12 protein-coding genes are annotated in these 15,773 nt (G+C 70.5%); 3 read left to right on the top strand and 9 right to left on the bottom strand.

The window, feature by feature from the left end; genetic code table 11:
* The first annotated feature begins 68 nt into the window (after positions 1-68).
* From AB0M01_RS26720 to AB0M01_RS26710, 3 genes are all read left to right on the top strand, one after another.
* Complete coding sequence (locus AB0M01_RS26720) at positions 69-7,202, top strand: hypothetical protein (protein ID WP_363674122.1); 7,134 nt, start codon at positions 69-71, stop codon at positions 7,200-7,202.
* A 124-nt stretch (positions 7,203-7,326) separates the two neighbouring features.
* Complete coding sequence (locus AB0M01_RS26715) at positions 7,327-7,869, top strand: hypothetical protein (RefSeq protein ID WP_363674120.1); 543 nt, start codon at positions 7,327-7,329, stop codon at positions 7,867-7,869.
* Positions 7,869-8,414, top strand: a complete 546-nt coding sequence (locus AB0M01_RS26710) for a hypothetical protein (protein WP_363674118.1) — start codon at positions 7,869-7,871, stop codon at positions 8,412-8,414. Before AB0M01_RS26715 ends, AB0M01_RS26710 begins: the two co-directional genes overlap by 1 nt.
* On the opposite strand, the gene AB0M01_RS26705 is transcribed toward AB0M01_RS26710, so the two are convergent.
* From AB0M01_RS26705 to AB0M01_RS26665, 9 genes are all read right to left on the bottom strand, one after another.
* On the bottom strand, positions 8,399-9,025 hold the full coding sequence (locus AB0M01_RS26705) for an acVLRF1 family peptidyl-tRNA hydrolase (RefSeq protein WP_363674116.1): 627 nt from the start codon (positions 9,023-9,025) through the stop codon (positions 8,399-8,401). The genes AB0M01_RS26710 and AB0M01_RS26705 overlap by 16 nt on opposite strands.
* A 68-nt stretch (positions 9,026-9,093) precedes the next feature.
* On the bottom strand, positions 9,094-9,477 hold the full coding sequence (locus AB0M01_RS26700; RefSeq protein WP_363674114.1) for a metal-sulfur cluster assembly factor: 384 nt from the start codon (positions 9,475-9,477) through the stop codon (positions 9,094-9,096).
* Complete coding sequence (gene sufU / locus AB0M01_RS26695) at positions 9,470-9,928, bottom strand: Fe-S cluster assembly sulfur transfer protein SufU (protein WP_363674112.1); 459 nt, start codon at positions 9,926-9,928, stop codon at positions 9,470-9,472. The genes AB0M01_RS26700 and sufU overlap by 8 nt, the downstream gene beginning before the upstream one ends.
* 3 nt (positions 9,929-9,931) lie before the next feature.
* Complete coding sequence (locus AB0M01_RS26690) at positions 9,932-11,185, bottom strand: cysteine desulfurase (RefSeq protein ID WP_363674110.1); 1,254 nt, start codon at positions 11,183-11,185, stop codon at positions 9,932-9,934.
* On the bottom strand, positions 11,185-11,949 hold the full coding sequence (gene sufC / locus AB0M01_RS26685) for a Fe-S cluster assembly ATPase SufC (RefSeq protein ID WP_363674108.1): 765 nt from the start codon (positions 11,947-11,949) through the stop codon (positions 11,185-11,187). Before sufC ends, AB0M01_RS26690 begins: the two co-directional genes overlap by 1 nt.
* A 25-nt stretch (positions 11,950-11,974) precedes the next feature.
* Positions 11,975-12,310, bottom strand: coding sequence for a non-heme iron oxygenase ferredoxin subunit (locus tag AB0M01_RS26680; protein WP_363674106.1), 336 nt, complete (start codon positions 12,308-12,310; stop codon positions 11,975-11,977).
* A 2-nt stretch (positions 12,311-12,312) separates the two neighbouring features.
* Positions 12,313-13,503, bottom strand: a complete 1,191-nt coding sequence (gene sufD / locus AB0M01_RS26675) for a Fe-S cluster assembly protein SufD (RefSeq protein WP_363674104.1) — start codon at positions 13,501-13,503, stop codon at positions 12,313-12,315.
* Complete coding sequence (gene sufB / locus AB0M01_RS26670; protein WP_363674102.1) at positions 13,503-14,915, bottom strand: Fe-S cluster assembly protein SufB; 1,413 nt, start codon at positions 14,913-14,915, stop codon at positions 13,503-13,505. The genes sufD and sufB overlap by 1 nt, the downstream gene beginning before the upstream one ends.
* Positions 14,912-15,649, bottom strand: coding sequence for a metalloregulator ArsR/SmtB family transcription factor (locus AB0M01_RS26665; protein WP_363674100.1), 738 nt, complete (start codon positions 15,647-15,649; stop codon positions 14,912-14,914). Before AB0M01_RS26665 ends, sufB begins: the two co-directional genes overlap by 4 nt.
* Between the last annotated feature and the right edge of the window lie 124 nt (positions 15,650-15,773).

The following is a 15,773-nucleotide window of genomic DNA, read 5'->3' as shown; positions in this document are numbered from 1 at the left end:
CCCAACGGTTACTTTGCGGTCACATCTGCGTCACCATGAGCTGACCGAGGAACGGGGGCTGTGCTGCGATGACCGAGGCACCAGAGGCACGGCTGCGGTTCACACCGGCCGAGCGGGCGCGCGCGGCGTTGGGCGTGGCCCTTGGCGTGGTGTCGCCGGAGGCCGTCGCGCTCGACGACGGCCGGGTGCGGCTGGGCGGTTCCGGCGAGCTGCTGGAGCACGCGGCGATGACTCGGCTGGACACGCGGCTCGCCGCGATGGCCGCCAGGGAAGACGTCACCGATCAGCGGTTGCTGGTCGAGGCGGTCGCCGCGCTGGGCGCTGAGGTCGACCACAGCCGTGGCGGTACGTCGCCAGTGGACGGTGCGACGGCAGCGCTGGACCAGTTGCTCGACCTGCCTGACGCCTCCGAGGACGTGCAGGAGCAGGCCCGCACAGTGCTGCGCAACGTCCTGGAGAGCAACCAGCTCACCACCGACTCCGCCGTACGCCGTCTGGCGGCCGAGCGGGCCAGCGAGCGCGCTCCCCTGGTCGCAGACGCCGTCCGCAACGCGTCAGCCATCCAGCGCGAAGCGGAGCAGCTCGGACGCCCCGGCACTCCCCCAGCTCTCGTACGCCGTACCGGCCGAGGTCGCCACCGCCGCCAGGCCGGCATCCGCCACCAGAGCGCCGTCCAACGCACCACCGGTACGCCGGCCATCGGCGGCCTCACCGCCTCCGGCCGCCCGGAGTCACAGCCCGACCTGACCCCAGCCGAGGCGCTGGAGGCGATCAAGCTCGTCCAGCCCAGCGACCTGCCCGGCCAGATCACCACCCCGAACGACGTCACCGGCCGCGGGCTCGGCCTGGTCACCACCGCCGAGCATGGCAACCACTACTTCCGCGTCGTCGACGAGGAGCCGCCGAACGGCCTGGTCGCGCACACGACTGTCCGCGCGGGCAGCCTGACCGACCCGCACCAGGTCCGGATCGCCGGTCGTGTGCCGGCCGAGCAGCTCCCCCGCATCTGGGCCAGCCAGATCGGTGGCGCTCTGCGGGAGTCCACCTCCAAGGTGCCGACCAGCCTGATCGGCAAGCTCCGGGCGCAGTTCCCCAGGTTCCAGGGCCGCGAACGCCAGGCAGCCGGTCAGTACGACCAGTTCCGGCTGGTCAGCCGGAACTGGCGAGAGGAGCAGCTGCGAGCCAACCCCGACGCTGCCAAGCTGGCCCAGCTGCACGGCGAGCTGGAGCAGCTGGCCAGGTCGATCGCTCGCACCGGCCAGCCGGCTCCTGCGCTCCCCGACTCCGAGCGTGGGCTGCAGGTCGTCCCGCAGACCCAGACCGTCGCCGCTCCAGCGGAGCCGAACACGCCTGCCCATCTGCGTGAGCAGGTGGTCCAGGAGATGGCCGGCCTGGAGCACGCGGCCGAAGAGCTCACTCATCGCGCCGAGCACCGCCGTACGACGGCCGAGGCCGCGACCAAGGCGGCCGGCGAAGCGAAGAAGAACGCCGACGACGAGGGGAAGCGCAAAGACTCCGCCGCCGGTGTCCGGGCCCACAAGCTCCGCGTCAGCGCGCGCTCGTCGGAGTCGAAGGCCGGGCGGCACGAGCAGATCGCTGCGTCCTGTGACACCGCAGCTGCGAAGGCCCGCGAGGCAGGTACGGCGTACGGCGCTCTGCTCAGCAAGCTGGACGAGCTGGAGGCATCTGGCGGCAAGCCCGGGCCGGAGGTGCAGGAGCTCGCCAAGGCTGCGAGCGACAGCGTTACGGCGTACCGGCAGGCGGTGGCCGCGACGCTGCCGTTGCAGGACGTCCAGCACACTGCCATCACCTCTGGTCGCTTCCCGCACCTCACCAAGCTGACCCGCGAGCTGAACGAGGAGCTGGCCCGCCGCGAGAACCCCTTCCGCTACACGCCCGAGGTGCTGCACCGGCGGCTCCGGTCGGCGACCCGGCGGGTGCTGTCGCCGGACGGCGTACTGCTGACGGTCGGCAGCAACGCCCGGGCGGACGCGAACAGCCTGGTCCAGTTCAAGGTGAAGCTGAACCCGGGCGAGCTGCGCGAGGTGCTGTCCTCGCCGCTGACCTTCGACGAGGGTGCGCTCGCCCAGCTGCGGCAGGGTGGCTTCAGCGTCGGCACCTCCACGGTCGAGTCCCTCAACCAGAACGGCGGCGCCGGCCTGAAGACCCTGGCCGCCCTCCTCCCCGACCACAGCTCGGTGAAGCACGCGGCGAACGTCACGTCGGCCTTCGTCACCCCCGGCTTCGAGTACGCCGTCGGCTCCAGCCACTCGGTGGCCACCGGCGCCCAGGAGAACGGCACCTACGGCGCGGTCGAGATCCTCAACGGCGAGATCCTCCGGTACGCCGCCGACGCGCCGCAGTGGCGCTGGCAGGTCCGCCAGGGCGTCACCCAGCCCTGGTCGCAGGTGAACGTCGTCGACTCCGGCGACCCGCAGGACGCCACCCAGCTGGTGATGGGGATCAGCCACACCTACACGGTCGCGCCGCCGGCCGAGACGGTCCGGCGCGAGGACCTCGTGTTCGCGCCGGACGCTGACCTGGGCGACCTGATCAGCGCCGACGAGCTGCCCGAGCTGGTCGCGTCCCGGGTCGACGGGATGGACGACCTGGCCGACGCGGGCATCGCCGGGCTGCAGTCGCGGATCGGCACGCTGGACCGGTCGGCGCACGACCAGATCCGCGCGCTCTGCGCCGACGACGCACCGGCTTCGCTGACCGAGGCGACCCGGCCGGGCGGTTTCGGCCGGATCATCTACAACGGCGGCCGCGCGGTCGCCTACGCGCAGCTCGAGGCCGAGGTGGTCAAGGAGTCGGCCGAGCTGCTCAGCGACAGCTCCCCCGAGCACAAGATCGAGCGGATCCGGGTCGGCTTCACCGGCGCCACCGGCGGTCAGTCGTTCGGGACGTCGTCGTCCAGCGCGGCCACGCTGGGCTACCCCGGCAAGGAGCTGAACGACATCTGGACGTCCGACGTCGACTTCGGACCCAGCGTGCGCGGCGGCCGGAGCGTCTCCCGCGGCGACAGCCTGAACGTCAGCGACGTCGCGATCCACCCGAGCGTGCAGCGCACCGAGGAGACCGTCGGGGTCAAGTTCACGGTCAAGAAGAAGCTCACCTTCCACCGGCTCGACAAGGACGACGAGTCGTTCGGGGTCGAGCACGAGGGCGCCGCGGTCGTCCGGCTGCCGGAGAACGAGGCGCTCGACTACGGCCTGCCGGTCTCCAAGGACGCGCTGGTGCTCGACGAGAACGGGTTCGCCCAGATCAGCGCCGACGGCGGCGTCCTGACCCGGGGCTGCGCGCAGCCGGGTGAGGCGATGAAGCTCCCGGTCTGGATGGGTGACGAGGAAGGGCAGCTGCGCGGCGCCGGGCCGGCTCTTGTGCAGAAGCTGCGTGGCGCCGATCCGGCGTTCAAGGCGTTCGTGCAGCACCTCAGCGACGAGGGCTGGGTGCCGGAGCTGCGCAACTTCAAGCCGGTGATGAGCAGCCTGGCCGGTGAGGACCCGGCGCTGGTGGCCAGCAAGCTGGCGAACCTCGAGCGGGTCGCGCAGCAGCTGTCGCAGCACCGGCTGGAGACCGGGTACGACCAGGCCTGTCAGGGCGGCTTCGTGTTCGCGCTGACGCTGCACCACACCGGGCACCTGACCGACGAGCGCACGTTCCGGGTCGCGATCGAGCAGGACTTCAAGAACAAGAAGCCGCGCTGGCTCGGGCTGAACCGCTCGCAGACCGCCGCCAACCTGCACATCGGGTCGAACACGACCAGCCGCTCCCGGAGCCGCTCGAAGGGCCTGCCCTGGTCGGCCCGGTTCGGGTTCAGCAACAAACCCGGCGAAGGCCAGGCCGGCAGTACGCCGGACGGCGGGCCGTCGTACGGGCGGTCGGCGCTGGGCCGGTTCTTCGGCTGGGTCACCGGTACGACGGTCAACGGCGTCACGCTCACCGAGAGCTCGGGCGCCCTGGCCGACTTCCGGGTCAGCCACCAGCTGGTCGTCACCGAGGTGCTGGCCGACGGCGACACCGACCCGATCGTCTCCGTCCCGGGCAGCGCGAAGCTCTCGATCGACAGCGAGTTCTGCGACCGCGGCGAAGAGCAGTGCGTCGCGATCGACGGCGAGGTCGACCCGCAACTGCTGCAGTCGGCGACCTGGCAGCACCTGGACGGCGGCGACGTAGCGTCCCGGCTCGCGGCGGCGATGCCCGCGGTCGCCCGGACCGACTCCGCCGCGCTGCACCACCTGGCCGGGTTCGTCAGCGTGCGCAACCTGAACGCGCACCCGGAGATGCTGACCACGCCGTACAGCACCGACTTCGCGGTCAGCCCGCCACCGTCCGACAGCGACCAGGCGATCGCGCAGCGCGGTTTCACCCCGCGCCGCGGCAGCATCTCGCTGACCACCACGATCGAGAACCTCCGGTACGTCGGCAGCGGGCACCCGATCATCGGCGACATCAACCTGACCCTGGACAGCGCCGGGTTCACCACCGGCAGCTCGACCGGCAACACCGTCGGCGCGGGCTTCAGCACCGGATCGGTGGACCCGAGCGGCAACGGCGGCAACGTGTCCGTCGGGGTCAACCGGTCCGGCAACATCTCCAGCTCCAGCAACGAGCTGGCGATCCGTGGTGTCGAACGGCTGAACATCAAGGACGGGCAGCACTACCAGTTCGTCGGCGACCTGAAGCTGGAGGCGCGGATCAAGGCGTCCGGCCTGGCGACGCCGAAGCGGGTGCCGCTGGACGGCGGCCGGGTGATGCTCACCCTGCCCGAGCGGGACGCCCTGCGGATGTACGGCGAGAAGGAGCTCGCACTGCCGCTGCAGAAGGTCGCCGACGCGGTCGAGCGGCTGCAGGACGGCAACCTCAGCCTCGACCGGCGGACCGCGACCGCGATGATCCGCCGCTACCAGGTCGAGAAGCAGGGGGTGACGACCGGGCTCGCCGGGACGCACACCGACGACCAGCTGAAGGACCTGCTGCGCCGTACGGCGAAGGTCACCAAGCCGCGGTCGCAGCCGGAGACCTTCGAGCAGGTCGCGGCCGACGCGGCCGAGATCGCCGAGCAGCGCGCCGAGGCGGAGCTGCCCGAGCACTACCGGACGACGATGGGCGCCGGGCTGGTCGACCGCGACCTGTTCCGCGACGGCGAGGGCAACGTCAGCACGCTGGAGCGCGAGGTGCACGCGGCAGTCGCCGAGGCGGTCCCGGACGCGGTCGAGGACCCGGCCGTGAGCGCGGCGATCCGCAGCCAGCTGGGCGGGATCCGCTGGCGCGGGCACGCGGAGAAGATGAAGGACCCGAGCGGTTTCACGATGGAGCTGCCGTTCGGCGGCGCGGAGCCCGGGACGTCGGCTCCGCGGAACCTGCGGGTCCGGGTCCGGATGGTGCGCACCAGCGCGATCACGATCGACGAGGCGCCGGCCGCCGCCAAGGCGGAAGGTGCCGAAGACAAGGAGCAGAGCGAGAACGCGCTCATCATCCTGCAGGGCTACGACTACACCGAGGAAGGTCGCGGGATCACCCGCAGCACCGGGTACACCGGTGATCTCGGCGGCGGGATCACCGACGGCGACGCCGGGTCGGCGGGGCTGAGCACCGAGCTGACCACCGCCGAGTCCTCCCAGGTCGTCGACCAGAACACGCACCTGAGCCGCGCGCTGTGGTCCAAGACCAGGCGGGTCGAGCACGACTTCCGGCTGGTCGTCGACGTCGAGGAGACCCCCGGCGTCGGTGCCGACACCAAGGGCAAGCTGCGCCAGACCGTCGACCGGTTCCGCAACGACGAGAAGCGCCCGGAGCCGCACCGCCGCGAGGCGACCGGCCGGCTGACGCTGCTCGTCCCCGCGTCCGACGTCAACCAGGTGCCGCTCGACCCGCCGGCCTTCACCGACCACCGCCCGGTGGTCCTGTCGCCGCAGAAGTTCCTGCGCGGCATCCAGCTGCACGACCAGAACGGCCAGCTGCCGAACGAGCAGGAGACGATCGACGACCCGGACTTCGACGACGCGCTGGTCACCCGGGTGACCAGCGAGCTGGGCAACCGGCGCTGGCTCACGCGGGCCGGCGTACAGCTGAACAAGGCGATCATCCGGGAGGAGCTGAACGGCAGCGCCCGGCGGATCGCGTTCGAGCGCTCCGACAGGTCCGGCAGCCCGTGGACGCCTGGTCTGCCGGTGCCTGGTCACGGGTCACGGCAGGTGCGGCTTCGGCTGCGGGCCGATCTGTCCGGTCTGCAGCTGGTCTCCGACGACGCGGAGGTCGCGCAGCTCGGTGAGGCGCACCGGCACCAGGTCGCCGTCAACACGACCCAGGAGAGCACTCGGCTCGCACCGATCAGCCGGAAGATCGGGACCTCGGACCCGACCACCGGGGTGTCGGTCGGGATGTCGTTCGGCGAGCAGGCCAAGGAGAAGAGCGCCGACACCTCCGGCAACCGCGACGAGACCAACTCCAACGAGTCCGGCGAGCTGGTCACCGTGCAGCTCCTGGTCACCTTCCACGTCGACGCGCGGCGGCAGCGGACGACCCGCGACCACCAGACCAAGACCACCCACGAAGCCACCTTCGAGAACGCGGCGACCGGTGTGGTGACGCTGAGCATGTTCCGGCACGAGTTCGAGGCGATGCAGGCCCGGATGGAGGCCGGTCAGGCGCCGATGCAGAACTGGAACCCCGACGAGCTCGCGAAGCTGGCCAAGCGGGTGCCGGTCCGCCGGGTGTCGGCCAGCGAGGTCGTCACCGGGGCCGACGGGTCGCGGACGGTCGCGCCGTACCGGCCGCTGGTCGAGGCGCTCGCGCGGGCACGCAGCGAGCAGGTCGAGGTGCTGGTCACGATGAAGCAGCAGGACGGCAGCAAGCAGCAGTACCGGGCGCTGCCGAACGGCACGATGGTCGGCCAGGACGACAACGGGTACGGCGCCGCGTTCGGCGCGCTGCACCCGTCGCTGGCGATGCTCGCCGAGGGGAAGGTGGACCTGCGGGCCCTGTACGACGCCAAGGGCGCCGGCGAGCGGTTCAGCGGGATGGTCGTGCAGGCGCTGGAGGACAAGGGCGTGCCCGCGTCGGCGCTGACCGGGCTCGACCACAGCCGCTCCGGGCCGCACAACGAGCCGGAGCGCGCGCAGGGCGCGAAGGCGCACGCCGCGCGGCACGTGGCGATGGCCCGCGGCAAGCGGGGTAGCGGAATGGGCGTCCAGTGAGCGCCGCCGGGCCGGCCCGGGCCTCCGTGACGCCGGCCCGGGTCTCCACGAGGCCTGATCCGGCCAGCTTCGGCACCATCCGCGCATGCTGGGTGAGACTGGAGTCCTTCGAGAGGGGAGCTCGGTGAGCGACGACGAACCGACGTACGCGATCGCCCGGACCGGTGACGAGACGCTGCTGTTCCTGGAGCTGAACCCGTGCCCGGACTGCGGCTCGATCGACACTCCGTGGGAGCACGGGCTCGCGGACGAGGACGGCGAGCTGGTGATCAGCTACTCCGGTGTCTGCTCGAGCTGCGGCGCCTCCCGGCAGTACCTGTTCGGTCTGCCGGAGAGCGAGTCCCTCGGCCCGTTCCCGAACTTCGGCGGTCCCGAGGCGTCCGAGCTGATCGACGCCGGCCAGTGGATGGAGGTCGCCGACAGCGCCGCCGCGTCCGTCCCGGACGACGCCGCACCCGACGACGAGCAGGCGAGCACGGTGCTGGCGGTCGCTCGGGCGGCGGTCGAGGAAGTGCTCAAGTTCGTCCCGCCGGACGCCGACGCCGTACCGGACGACGCCTTCTGGACCGAGGCCGGGCGCGCGCTCCGGGACGCCGAACCCGGTAGGTTTCGGGTGGACAGACTGCTCGTCGTCCGAGACAGCTACAGCGATCCGGGAGTTCTTTGATGCTGACCGCGAGGACCTTGGCCGAGGCCGAGGTCTACCTGAGCGTGCTGGCCACCGCCGTCGAGGCGCCGCGGGTGACCGCGACGCCCGAGACCACCCGTACCGAGGGCGAGGAGGCCTGGACGGTCAGCTCGGCGGCCGGTGAGGTCGAGGTGCTGTACCGCACGGAGGAGGCGGCCCGGCTGAGCGAGGCCCGCTTCGGCCTCGGCAACTCGCTGCTGCTCGACGCCGGCGACTGGGTGCAGCTCGCGTCGGTCTGGGCGCAGCGCGCGCAGGACGCCGACCTGGACTACACCGGCCAGCCCGGCCAGGACCGCGCGACCGTCGAGCTGAACTGGGAGTTCGCCCGCGACGCGATGGCCGAGGCGCTGAAGTTCCTGCCCGACGGCGCCGACGAGGTGCCCGACGACGGCTTCTGGACCGAGCTCGGCCTGCGCACGCACGAGGAGGACCGCGAGCTCTTCACCCGCGCGAAGCTGACCGAGGATTACGAGTTCTACCGCGACACGCTGATCGACTTCCGCAAGCTCTACGGCGAAGGCTGAGGGTCGGTCAGCTCGATCCGCACCGCGCGGGCGTCCACGCCCGCCTGCTCGAGCACCTTCTGCTTGGGATCGGCCACCCCGAGAAAGGGTGGCCGAACCAGCCCGCGCAGCTCCTTGAGCCGCGGGTCCTCCAGCACGGTGTCGATCGCCTTCCGGTCTCCCCCGGTGACCAGCACGTCCAGCCGGGCCGGCGCCAGGATCCGTACGGCGACCTCGGTCGCCGCGTTGAACGCCTCCCGCGCCTGGTTGTCCCGCCGCCGCGCGAACCGCTGCTGCGACCAGCCACCGGCTTTCGTCGTCCCCTGCACATGCCGCGAGCCGACCTTGGAGTCGGTCAGCTTCCGCCCGACGAACACCCCCGCGCCGTAACCACCCCGACGCACCAGCAGCAGCCCAAGCCGCCGCTCCTCCAACACATGAGCGACCAACCCGTCCCGGCTCAACTCGGCGAGCGGCCCGAACGGCACCAACACCTCGGCGACCGCGCCGTCCTCCCCCACCAGCCGCACCAGCTCGGGCGACACGTCGTACGACGTCTCGCCGTGCCGCTCACCGAAACCGGTCAGCCACTGGTCGAGCCGCTCGGGGGCGACGGAGACGATTCGAGTCACCCGCCGACGCTAGCGCATGCGAAAGCCCGGGCCACCTGACCCGGGCTTGCGCAGTACTGGGGTGTCGCTCAGACGTTGAAGCCGAGCGCACGGAGCTGGTCGCGACCGTCGTCGGTGATCTTCTCCGGGCCCCACGGCGGCATCCAGACCCAGTTGATCCGGAAGTCGTTGACCAGGCCGTCGAGGGCCATCCGGGTCTGGTCCTCGATCACGTCGGTCAGCGGGCAGGCCGCCGAGGTCAGCGTCATGTCGATGATCGCCGTGGTGGTGTCGTCGACGGTGACGCCGTAGATCAGGCCCAGGTCGACGACGTTGATCCCGAGCTCGGGGTCGACGACGTCCTTGAGCGCCTCCGTCACGTCCTCGACGGCGACACTGCCACCAGCCGGCGCCGCGGCCGCCTCGAGGTCGACCTCGGGCAGCTCGATCTTCTCTTCGGTCTGGTCAGGCATTGGTGACTCCCTCTGTCTTGGCAAGCGCCTGGGCGGTGGCGTCGCGCCAGGCCGACCAGCCCAGCAGCGCGCACTTCACCCGGGCCGGGAACTGGGCGACGCCCGCGAAGGCGACCCCGTCCTCGAGCACGTCCTCGTCCGGTTCCACGTTCCCGCGGCCCTGCATCAGCTCCAGGAACTTCTCGTACGTCGCCATTCCCTCGGCGACCGGCTTGCCGATCACCAGGTCGCTCATCACCGACGTCGCCGCCTGGCTGATCGAGCAACCGACCGACTGGTGCGTCACGCCGGTCACGGTCTCGCCGTCGAGCTCGACGCGCAGCGTGACCTCGTCCCCGCAGGACGGGTTCACGTGGTGCACCTCCACGTCGTACGGCTCCGCGAGACCCGCGTGGTGCGGGCTGCGGTAGTGGTCCAGGATGATCTCCTGGTACAGGCTGTCCAGCTGCATATCTCAGTCCACCTTGAAGAAGCTTCGGACGAACCCGAGTCCGTCGACGAGCGCGTCGATCTCCTCGGGTGTCGTGTACAGGTAGAAAGACGCTCTGGTCGACGATTGCATTCCGAACCGCTCGTGCACCGGCCGCGCGCAGTGGTGCCCGGCCCGGACCGCGATGCCCCGGGTGTCCAGCACGGTCGACACGTCGTGCGGGTGCACGCCGTCCAGCTCGAAGCTGATCGCTCCGCCACGGTCGACCGCGTCGGTCGGCCCGAGGATCTTCAGCCCCGGCACGGTCTTCAGACCGTCCAGCGCGTACGCCGTGATGGCCTGCTCGTGGGCGGCGACCTTGTCCATCCCGATCCCGGACAGGTAGTCCAGCGCGGCACCGAGCCCGACCGACTGCGCGATCGGCGGCGTCCCGGCCTCGAACCGGGCCGGCGGCGGCGCGTACGTCGAACCGGTCATCCGGACGACCTCGATCATCTCGCCACCACCCAGGAACGGCGGCAGCGAGGCGAGCAGGTCGTACCGGCCCCAGAGCACACCGATCCCGGTCGGGCCGACCACCTTGTGACCGGTGAAGGCCAGCAGGTCCGCGCCGAGCGTCGCGACGTCCACCGGGAACTGCGGCACCGCCTGCGACGCGTCGACCACCATCACGGCGCCGACGGCGTGCGCCTTGGCGGCGATCTCGGTGATCGGGTTGATGGTGCCGAGCGCGTTCGAGACCCAGGTCAGCGAGACGACCTTGGTCCGCTCGGTGATCAGCTCCTCGACGTTGCTCAGGTCGAGCCGGCCCTCCTCGGTGACGCCGAACCACTTCAGCGTCGCGCCGGTCCGCTCGCAGGCCAGCTGCCACGGGACGATGTTGCTGTGGTGCTCCATCTCGGAGATCACCACCTCGTCACCGGGCTTCAGGCCGGCCCCGAGCGTGTACGCCGCCAGGTTGAGCGCCTCGGAGGCGTTCTTGGTGAAGACGATCTCGTCGCGGTTGGCCGCGCCGATGAACGCGGCCACCGTGTCCCGGCCACCCTCGTACGCCGCGGTCGCCTCGGCACCGAGCTGGTGCATGGCGCGCGCGACGTTCGCGTTGTGCTTCAGGTAGTGGTCCTCGAGCGCCTGCACCACCTGCGCCGGCTTCTGCGAGGAGTTGGCCGAGTCCAGGTAGACCAGCGGGAACCCACCCGCGAGCTCGCGGGACAGGATCGGGAAGTCCGCCCGGACCGACTGCAGGTCCAGCGGACTGCTGAAGGTCCGGGCGCCCATCAGGCCTTCGCTCCGGTCTTGACGAAGCGCTCGTAGCCGTTGGCCTCGAGCTCGTCGGCCAGCTCGGCGCCACCCTCTTCGGCGACCTTGCCGTCGACGAACACGTGCACGAAGTCCGGCTTGATGTAGCGCAGGATCCGGGTGTAGTGCGTGATCAGCAGGACGCCCTTGTCACCGGCCTCGGCGAACCGGTTGACACCGGTCGAGACGATCTTCAGCGCGTCGATGTCGAGGCCGGAGTCGGTCTCGTCGAGGATCGCGATCTTCGGGTTCAGCAGCTCCAGCTGGACGATCTCGTGGCGCTTCTTCTCACCGCCGGAGAAGCCCTCGTTGACGTTGCGCTGCCCGAAGTCGGCGTCCATGTCCAGGTCGGCCAGCGCCTTGTTGACGTCCTTGACCCAGGTGCGCAGCTTCGGGGCCTCGCCGTCGATCGCGGTCTTGGCGGTGCGCAGGAAGTTCGACACCGACACGCCGGGGACCTCGACCGGGTACTGCATGGCCAGGAACAGGCCGGCCCGGGCGCGCTCGTCGACGGCCATGTCGAGCACGTCCTCGCCGTCCAGCGTCACGGTGCCGCCGGTGACGTTGTACTTCGGGTGACCGGCGATCGAGTACGCCAGCGTGGACTTGCCGGAACCGTTCGGGCCCATGATCGCGTGCGTCTGACCACCGGCGATGGTCAGGTCGACGCCGCGCAGGATCTCCTTGGGGCCGTTCTCGGTGTCGACCGACACGTGCAGGTCGCGGATCTCGAGTGTCGCCATGGGTTTTCTTCTATCTCCGTCTGCTTTAGGAAGCTTGGTTCAGGGGGTTCTTGACGTCGACCAGGACGTCGTCGCCGTCGAGCCGGACCGGGTAGACCGGGACCGGGTCGTAGGCCGGCAGGCTGGTCGGCTCACCGGTGCGCAGGTCGAACCGGGAGCCGTGCAGCCAGCACTCGATCTCGCAGTTGCCGACGTCGCCCTCGGACAGCTGGATCTGCGCGTGCGAGCACTCGTCGCGGACGGCGAAGTACTGGCCCTCGCTCTTCACGACGGCCACCTCCACCCCGCCGACCTCGGTCGAGACGACCCCTTCGTCGGGGACGTCGGCGACAGCGCAAGCGCGTTCGAACGAGTCGCTCATGCTCAGGCCTTGGCCGCCGCGGTCAGCTCGGCCGTGCGGGCCAGCTTCTGCTCGATCACCTCGTGCAGGTGCTCGACCACCTCCGGTACGCCGATCCGCCCGATGATGTCGTTGAAGAAGCCCGACACCACCAGCCGGCGGGCGACGTCCTCGGGGATGCCGCGGGCCTGCAGGTAGAACAGCTGCTCGTCGTCGAACCGGCCGGTCGCCGACGCGTGCCCGGCGCCCTCGATCTCACCGGTCTCGATCTCCAGGTTCGGCACCGAGTCGGCGCGGGCGCCGTCGGTCAGGACCAGGTTCCGGTTCAGCTCGAAGGTGTTCGTGCCCTCGGCCGCGGCCCGGATCAGCACGTCGCCGATCCACACCGAGCGGGCATCGTCCCCGGCCAGCGCGCCCTTGTAGAGCACGTTGGACTTGCAGTTGATCGCTTCGTGGTCGACGAAGAGCCGGTTCTCGTGGTGCTGACCGGACTCGGCGAAGTACACGCCCAGCAGCTCGGCGTCGCCACCGGGACCGGCGTACCGGACGTTGGTGGACAGGCGGACGATCTTGCCGCCCAGGGTGACCGCGACGTGGTTCAGCTTGGCGTCGCGGCCGACGACGGCGTCGTGCTGGCCGACGTGGATCGACTCGTGGTCGCCCTGCTGGATCGAGACGACCCGCAGCTCGGCGCCGTCACCGACGACGATCTCCACGTTGGCGCCGTACTCGCCGGAGCCGGTGTGGTCGACGATCACGGTCGCCCGGCTGTGCCGGCCGGCCTCGATCACCAGGTGCCCGTAGCCACGGCCGCCCAGGCTCGCGACGTTCACGTGCACCGGCTCGGACAGCTCGGCCTCGACCGGGATCCGGACCGCGAGCGCGTCGGCGGCGTGGTTCCAGGCGACGGCGGCGATCCGGTCCTGCGGGGTGAGCGCCTTCAGCGCGTCGACGGCGACGGTCTCGACGACGACGCCCTCGGGGCCGCGCGCCTCGAGCTTCGGCGCCTCGGTGCCCGCCTCGTCGGCGTACAGGCCCTTGAGGGCCTTGACCGGGGTGAAGCGCCACTCCTCCTCGCGGCCGTTCGGCACCGGGAAGTCGGCGACGTCGTACGACGTGGTCCGCTCGCTCCGGGCCTGCAACGGCACCGGGGACCCCGGTCCGTGGGAGTGCGCCCGGTTGCCGGTGGCAACCAGGGTCTCGGTGGCGGTCATCAGCCGACGGCCCCTTCCATCTGCAGCTCGATCAGTCGGTTCAGTTCCAGCGCGTACTCCATCGGGAGCTCGCGGGCGATCGGCTCGATGAAGCCGCGGACGATCATCGCCATCGCCTCGTCCTCGGCCATCCCGCGGCTCATCAGGTAGAAGAGCTGGTCGTCACTGACCTTGGAGACGGTCGCCTCGTGCCCCATCGCGACGTCGTCCTCGCGGACGTCGACGTACGGGTAGGTGTCGGAGCGGCTGATGGTGTCGACCAGCAGCGCGTCGCAGCGCACCGTGGACTTGCTGTGGTGCGCACCCGGCGCCACCTCGACCAGACCCCGGTACGACGTCCGGCCGCCACCGCGGGCCACCGACTTCGACACGATCGAGCTGGAGGTGTGCGGCGCGTTGTGCACCATCTTGGAGCCGGCGTCCTGGTGCTGGCCCTCGCCCGCGAACGCGACCGACAGCGTCTCGCCCTTGGCGTGCTCGCCCATCAGGTACACGGCCGGGTACTTCATCGTCACCTTGGAACCGATGTTGCCGTCGATCCACTCCATCGTCGCGCCCTCTTCGCAGGTGGCGCGCTTGGTGACCAGGTTGTAGACGTTGTTCGACCAGTTCTGGATCGTCGTGTAGCGGCAGCGGGCGCCCTTCTTCACGATGATCTCGACGACCGCGGAGTGCAGCGAGTCCGACTTGTAGATCGGCGCCGTGCAGCCCTCGACGTAGTGCACGTAGGCGTCCTCGTCGACGATGATCAGGGTCCGCTCGAACTGGCCCATGTTCTCGGTGTTGATCCGGAAGTAGGCCTGCAGCGGGATGTCCACCTTGACGCCCTTGGGCACGTAGATGAACGAGCCGCCGGACCAGACCGCGGTGTTCAGCGCGGCGAACTTGTTGTCGCCGACCGGGATCACCGAGCCGAAGTACTCCTGGAACAGCTCCGGGTGCTCCTTCAGGCCGGTGTCGGTGTCGAGGAAGATGACACCCTGCTCCTCCAGGTCCTCCCGGATCTGGTGGTAGACGACCTCGGACTCGTACTGCGCGGCGACGCCGGCCACCAGGCGCTGCTTCTCCGCCTCCGGGATGCCGAGCTTGTCGTAGGTGTTCTTGATGTCCTCGGGCAGGTCCTCCCAGCTGGAGGCCTGCTTCTCGGTCGACCGGACGAAGTACTTGATGTTGTCGAAGTCGATCCCGGACAGGTCGGCACCCCACGACGGCATCGGCTTGCGGTCGAAGAGCTTCAGGCCCTTCATCCGCAGGTCGAGCATCCACTCCGGCTCGTTCTTGAGGGTGGAGATGCCCGCGACCACGTCGGCGCTCAGGCCGCGCTTGGCGACCGCGCCGGCGGCGTCGGAGTCGGCCCAGCCGTACTGGTAGTTGCCGAGGCCTTCCAGTTCGGGGTGAGCGGTTTGCGTCATCGTGCAGTCCTCGCAGATTCGCCGTCGGATACAGGAGAAACCGGCTCGGACACTGGGTGCGAGCCGGGGATGTGCGTCGTGCAGACCCCGTCGCCGTGGGCGATGGTGGCCAGTCTCTGGACGTGCTTGCCGAGCAGGCGGGAGAACACCTCGGTCTCGGCCTCGCACAGCTGGGGGAACTGCTCGGCCACGTGCGCGACCGGGCAGTGGTGCTGGCACAGCTGGGCGCCGGCACCGGCCTGCTGGGTGGAGGCGGCGTACCCGTCGCTGCTCAGCGCCTGAGCCAGCACCTGGGTGCGCTCGCCCTCCGGGGCCGCGTCCAGCAGCTCGCGGTACCGGTCCTCGACCTCGGCGACCCGGCGGCGCGCGAACTCCGCCACCGCCTCGTCACCGCCGGCCTCGGCGATGAACTGCAGCGCCGTCGCGGCCAGGTCGTCGTACGCCTGGTGGAACGCGTGCCGGCCGCTGTCGGTCAGCACGAACACCTTGGCCGGGCGGCCACGGCCGCGCGGACCGTAGACCCGCTCCTCGCGGGACTCCACGAGCCCCTCGCCGAGCAGGTGGTCCAGGTGCCGGCGGACCGCCGCCGGGGTCAGCTCGAGCCGTTCGGCCAGCACCGCGGCGCTGGACGGCCCGTTGGTCAGGATCGAGCGGGCGACCCGGTCCCGGGTGGACTCGTCCCGCGCCGCCGCGGCGCCCGAAGGCGTGCGGTTCGAAGGCGTGGGAGTTTTCACAACATCAGTGTCGCGTAATTGCCAGGGCCCTTCAAATAAGGCTCCCCTAACCGGTTCACGCCGTTCCGCCTCAGCTCGAGGTGAGGCGTGAGCAGCGTCACGTCGGTTCGTTTCCTACACTGCA

It is taken from the genome of Kribbella sp. NPDC051770 (assembly GCF_040681455.1).
Taxonomy (GTDB): Bacteria; Actinomycetota; Actinomycetes; order Propionibacteriales; family Kribbellaceae; genus Kribbella.
This window is presented reverse-complemented; position numbering and strand designations above follow the sequence as displayed.

What these genes read in the sequence shown, in the direction of transcription:
- AB0M01_RS26720 (WP_363674122.1), top strand. Translation starts at nt 69, where the DNA reads ATGACCGAGGCACCAGAGGCACGGCTGCGGTTCACACCGGCCGAGCGG.
- AB0M01_RS26710 (WP_363674118.1), top strand. Translation starts at nt 7,869, where the DNA reads ATGCTGACCGCGAGGACCTTGGCCGAGGCCGAGGTCTACCTGAGCGTG.
- AB0M01_RS26700 (WP_363674114.1), bottom strand. Translation starts at nt 9,477, where the DNA reads ATGCCTGACCAGACCGAAGAGAAGATCGAGCTGCCCGAGGTCGACCTC.
- sufU (WP_363674112.1), bottom strand. Translation starts at nt 9,928, where the DNA reads ATGCAGCTGGACAGCCTGTACCAGGAGATCATCCTGGACCACTACCGC.
- AB0M01_RS26690 (WP_363674110.1), bottom strand. Translation starts at nt 11,185, where the DNA reads ATGGGCGCCCGGACCTTCAGCAGTCCGCTGGACCTGCAGTCGGTCCGG.
- sufC (WP_363674108.1), bottom strand. Translation starts at nt 11,949, where the DNA reads ATGGCGACACTCGAGATCCGCGACCTGCACGTGTCGGTCGACACCGAG.
- AB0M01_RS26680 (WP_363674106.1), bottom strand. Translation starts at nt 12,310, where the DNA reads ATGAGCGACTCGTTCGAACGCGCTTGCGCTGTCGCCGACGTCCCCGAC.
- sufD (WP_363674104.1), bottom strand. Translation starts at nt 13,503, where the DNA reads ATGACCGCCACCGAGACCCTGGTTGCCACCGGCAACCGGGCGCACTCC.
- sufB (WP_363674102.1), bottom strand. Translation starts at nt 14,915, where the DNA reads ATGACGCAAACCGCTCACCCCGAACTGGAAGGCCTCGGCAACTACCAG.